Source organism: Tessaracoccus massiliensis, assembly GCF_000826065.2.
Classification (GTDB): Bacteria; Actinomycetota; Actinomycetes; order Propionibacteriales; family Propionibacteriaceae; genus Arachnia; species Arachnia massiliensis_A.
The window spans coordinates 1-4,011 of the sequence record NZ_LN623534.1 but is presented as its reverse complement, the minus strand read 5'-3'; the positions used below and the strand labels follow the sequence as shown (position 1 = coordinate 4,011).

7 protein-coding genes are annotated in these 4,011 nt (G+C 69.2%); all 7 read left to right on the top strand.

Going from position 1 to position 4,011, the window contains the following annotated elements:
• Positions 1 to 90 precede the first annotated feature (90 nt).
• The 7 genes from BN1186_RS00120 (at position 91) to BN1186_RS00095 (ending at position 3,942) form a co-directional block, all read left to right on the top strand.
• A complete protein-coding gene (locus BN1186_RS00120; RefSeq protein WP_040281369.1) occupies positions 91 to 387 on the top strand; it encodes a hypothetical protein in 297 nt (98 codons plus the stop codon).
• Positions 388 to 496: 109 nt separating this feature from the next.
• Positions 497 to 961: a hypothetical protein gene (locus tag BN1186_RS00115; protein ID WP_040281367.1), complete on the top strand. Its 465-nt coding sequence runs from the start codon at positions 497 to 499 to the stop codon at positions 959 to 961.
• Complete coding sequence (locus tag BN1186_RS00110) at positions 954 to 1,433, top strand: hypothetical protein (RefSeq protein ID WP_040281365.1); 480 nt, start codon at positions 954 to 956, stop codon at positions 1,431 to 1,433. The genes BN1186_RS00115 and BN1186_RS00110 overlap by 8 nt, the downstream gene beginning before the upstream one ends.
• Positions 1,430 to 1,651 (top strand): hypothetical protein, encoded by a 222-nt coding sequence (locus tag BN1186_RS00105; RefSeq protein WP_040281363.1) that lies wholly within the window; start codon positions 1,430 to 1,432, stop codon positions 1,649 to 1,651. Before BN1186_RS00110 ends, BN1186_RS00105 begins: the two co-directional genes overlap by 4 nt.
• On the top strand, positions 1,644 to 1,967 hold the full coding sequence (locus BN1186_RS00100; protein ID WP_040281361.1) for a hypothetical protein: 324 nt from the start codon (positions 1,644 to 1,646) through the stop codon (positions 1,965 to 1,967). The genes BN1186_RS00105 and BN1186_RS00100 overlap by 8 nt, the downstream gene beginning before the upstream one ends.
• Entirely contained in the window at positions 1,964 to 2,107 is a 144-nt protein-coding gene (locus tag BN1186_RS15290; protein ID WP_180348981.1) for a hypothetical protein, read from the top strand. Before BN1186_RS00100 ends, BN1186_RS15290 begins: the two co-directional genes overlap by 4 nt.
• A 119-nt stretch (positions 2,108 to 2,226) precedes the next feature.
• Entirely contained in the window at positions 2,227 to 3,942 is a 1,716-nt protein-coding gene (locus tag BN1186_RS00095; RefSeq protein WP_040281358.1) for a DNA cytosine methyltransferase, read from the top strand.
• Positions 3,943 to 4,011: the final 69 nt, after the last annotated feature.

The window sequence follows — 4,011 nt, the reverse complement described above, 5'->3', positions numbered from 1 at the left end:
CCCCCCGCCCACCCCCCGCCGCGCCGTCGTCGAGACGACGCCCGGCCCGCGCTCCGAGGGCGACCAGATCTACCGCCTGGAGAACGCATCATGACCCGCATCGACCACGCCGCCCGCTCAGACCGCCGCATGGAGCAGACACTCAGCAGCTACGAGACAGGGGAGGACGCGGGAGCGATTGTCGTTGCCTTGGCCGCACTGAACGATGCCACCCTCGCCCTCGTTGAGCAGCAGCGCATCGCCAACCTGATCGCGTTGGCCAAGGAGACGTTCGCCGCGCACGAGGCGAGCGAAGCTCTCGGCACCTTCGCCACCGCGAAGTTCGGGGAGCAGATCGGACTCCAGCCGGACATCGCCGCAGCGCTCGGGATCGGGGCCGCATCATGACCCCCGCACGCTTCTGGACCCAGATGGCCGCCGCCGTGCTGATATGTGTCGCCACCGCGCTGCTCGTGCTCCTGGCCGGCATCTACGGCACACCCGATTGGAGGCTGTGGTGAGCACCGAACTGCAGGCCCTGCTGGACGCCATGCAGGCCCGCTGCGACGCCGCCACCGATGGGCCGTGGAGCGCCACTCACGGTCCCCACGAGCTGCCCCGCATCTGGTCGGATGCGCCGCAGTACGAGGACGCCGAGTTCATCGCCAAGTGCTCCATGCGGGACGACCTGCCCGACGCCGAGTTCATTGCCGCTGCCCGTCAAGACTTGCCCCGCCTCATCGCCGCCGTCTGGGCGGTGCTGGAGATGCACCCCGCACTCGCAATCGGATGCATCACCCATTACGCGCGCTCCGATTGTGAGTGCGAGCCGCGCTTCATCTGTGCGCAATGCACAGTGACTCACCCCTGCACCACCGTCGCCGCCATCCGCTCTGCACTGATCGGGGGCGACGATGGGGCGTGGGACTACCTCGACACCTTCTCGTGCGAGATCCCCGAGGCGGGTGAGACTGATGGGTGAGGCGCGGGTGAACCCGGAGCGGCCGTCGCCCAGCTTCGAGCCGCCGGAGGTGATGACGCTCAACGGATCGCTCGGGCGGACCACCGATGACTACCTAACCGACGAGGCGGTGGAGAAAGCCGCGAAGGCGCTCTATGAGGACGGCTGGGAGGGGGCCGGACGCGACGCCAGGCAGTACCACCGCGAGGCCGCTGAGCGCGCCCTCTCCGCCGCCCTGCCCGACATCATCCGGCAGGCCAAGGCCGAGGCGCTCAGGGACGCGGCCGACGAGGCGGTCCTGCCCGACCGCGAGCAGTGGGCCAGGGGGGTGGCCCTGCAGATCGTCACCACCAGCGTCTACACGGCGCCCATCATCGGCCAGACCCTGACCGCCACGGTCGAGGCCCTGCTCGCCATCAGGGACGCCGCGAGCGACCGCATCGAGCAGGCCGAGGCCGACGTATGCCGCCGCCAGCAGGAGGCACGGCGATGAGTGACCAGACGCACCCCGTCGTGATGTGCGACGGCGAAGACGGCATGTGCGGCGCTGTCGAACTCGACTTCACCCTCGGCGGGCTCGGTCGGATCATCGGCTCCGAAAGCCAGCTGCCCGACGGCTGGACGGGCACCAAGCCCGGCGACCGTGACGGCGGCGAGCACTACTGCCCAGACTGCACCCGCGCCGCACTGATCGGAGACGACGATGAGTGACCTCGACCAATACCTGACCGACGAGATGATCGAGCAGGGGAGGAAGGCGCTCACCTTCGGGATCATGGGCTGCGGGAAGTGCTGCGGCGAAAACCCACCCGACGAGTTGGACCACCTCGACTTCGACGTTGCGCGCGCACACGTCGCCGCCCGCGCCGTCCTGGCCGCCGTCCTGCCCGACATCATCCGGCAGGCCAAGGCGGAGGCGTGGGAGGAAGGGCACGCCGCCGGATGCACCGACCCCTACGCCAGATATGGCGAATGCGGCTGCGGCCCGAACCCCTACCGCGCCGACCAGATCGAGGCCGGACGATGAGCGAGGACGAGCTGCCGGAGGTCCACGTCTACATCGTGTATCGCTGGGACTGCCCCTGCGGGAGCGTCATGGAGTCGGACGCCGACTTCGACGATGTTGAGGAGTGCGCCGACTGCAGGCTGGCGGTGAGGGTCCGATGACCCGCGCCGCCCTCATCGCCCTGGCCCTGCTGCTCACCGCCGCCGGTCTATGGGCGCTCGCCACCAAGCCCGCCGCCGCCTACCTGCTGGGCGGCCTCGACGACGAAAGGACCTGAGACATGCTGACCATCACCGACATCTTTGCCGGGGCAGGAGGTAGCTCCACCGGGGCCGCATCCGTGCCCGGCGTCCACGTCGCGCTCGCGGCCAACCACTGGCGTCTGGCCGTCGACGTGCACCAGGACAACCACCAGGACACCGACCACGCGTGCGTCGACCTCCACCTCGAAGACCCCCGCAACTTCCCCCGCACCGACGTGCTTTGGGCAAGCCCCGAATGCACCAAGTGGTCTATCGCCAACTCCAAGGCCAAGGCGCTCAGCCGCGAGATGGGCGGAGACCCCACCCTGTTCGACGACGTTCCCGTCGACCTGGAATCCTCCGACGAGGACGAAATCAACCGCTCGCGGCTGCTCATGTTCGACGTGCTGCGTTTCATCGAGCACCACCGCTACCGTGCCGTCGTCGTCGAGAACGTCGTCGACGTGGCCACGCAGGGCAAGTACGCCCGAGCGTGGGAGGCGTGGCGGCGTGGGCTGACGAAGCTGGGCTACCAGTTCGCGGTGCTCAGTATCAACTCTATGCACGCCCAGGCCCACGGCCTGCCCGCGCCCCAGTCCCGCGACCGGCTCTACGTCGTCGCGTGGCCTGAGGGTGAGCGCGCCCCGAATCTGGAGCGCATCCAGCGCCCCAAGGCCTGGTGCCCGACCTGTCAGCGCACCATCGAGTCGCGCAAGGCGTGGAAGAACGGCCGCGCCGTGGGCCGCTACCGTGCCCAGTACGTGTTCGTCTGCGGCGACTGCTCCACCATCGTGGAACCGGCCTGGCTGCCCGCATCGCACGCCATCGACTGGACGATCCAGGGCCAGCGGATCGGCGACCGCGACAAGCCGCTCAGCGCCAAGACGATGGCCCGCATCCGCGAGGGGCTCAGAAGATACGGCCATGAGTTCATCATCGAGGCGGCGGGGAACCAGTACGACTCCCACGACCCCAAGCACCCCCAGCACGGCATCCCCGGCGCGTACAGCCGCGTGTGGCCCACCACGGAGCCGCTGCGCACTCTGCACACCACCGCGACGAAGGGCCTGATCCTTGACGCGATCCGGTCTGCGCCGATCATCTCCACCACCGACGAGCCGCTCCGCACCCAGACCACGGCCTACACCCGCTCCCTGCTGGTGCCCGTCGAAGGTCGGGACGGCAAGCAGGCCACACCGGACACGCTGCCGAAGCTGACCGATGAGCCGCTGGACACCGTGGCCGCGAGCGGCAACCACCACGGGCTGCTCGTGCCCTCTGGTGGGACGTGGCACGAACGTGCCTATCCGACCGATGAGGCGATGCGCACAGTCACGACCCGCGAGAACCACGGCCTACTCGTGCCGTACTACTCCGCCTCCGAGACGGCCAAGCCCACCAGCCAGCCTGTCGGGACGCTGACCACCGTCGATCGCTACGCGCTGGTGATGCGCAACCAGACCCCACGCGGCGACGCGGGGCAGATGGTCACCCCGGCGCATGAACCGTTCCGCACGATGACCGCCAGCAACGTCCAGTCCGTGTTGGAGCCCGCCGCGACCATCGACCCCGAGGACTGTACCTTCCGCATGCTCGAGCCGCACGAGATCGCCGCCGGGATGAGCTTCCCGCTCGACTACCGCTGGCAGGGCACCAAGCGCGAACGGGTCCGCCTGGCAGGCAACGCGGTGACCCCGCCCGCTGCCCGCGACATCGTGGCCGCCATCGCTGAGTCGATGGGGGTCGCGGCATGACCGCCATCGCCACCTTCGCTGACCTCGCGGCCCTCAACGGGGAGCCCGCATGATCCCCGACCCCTGCCC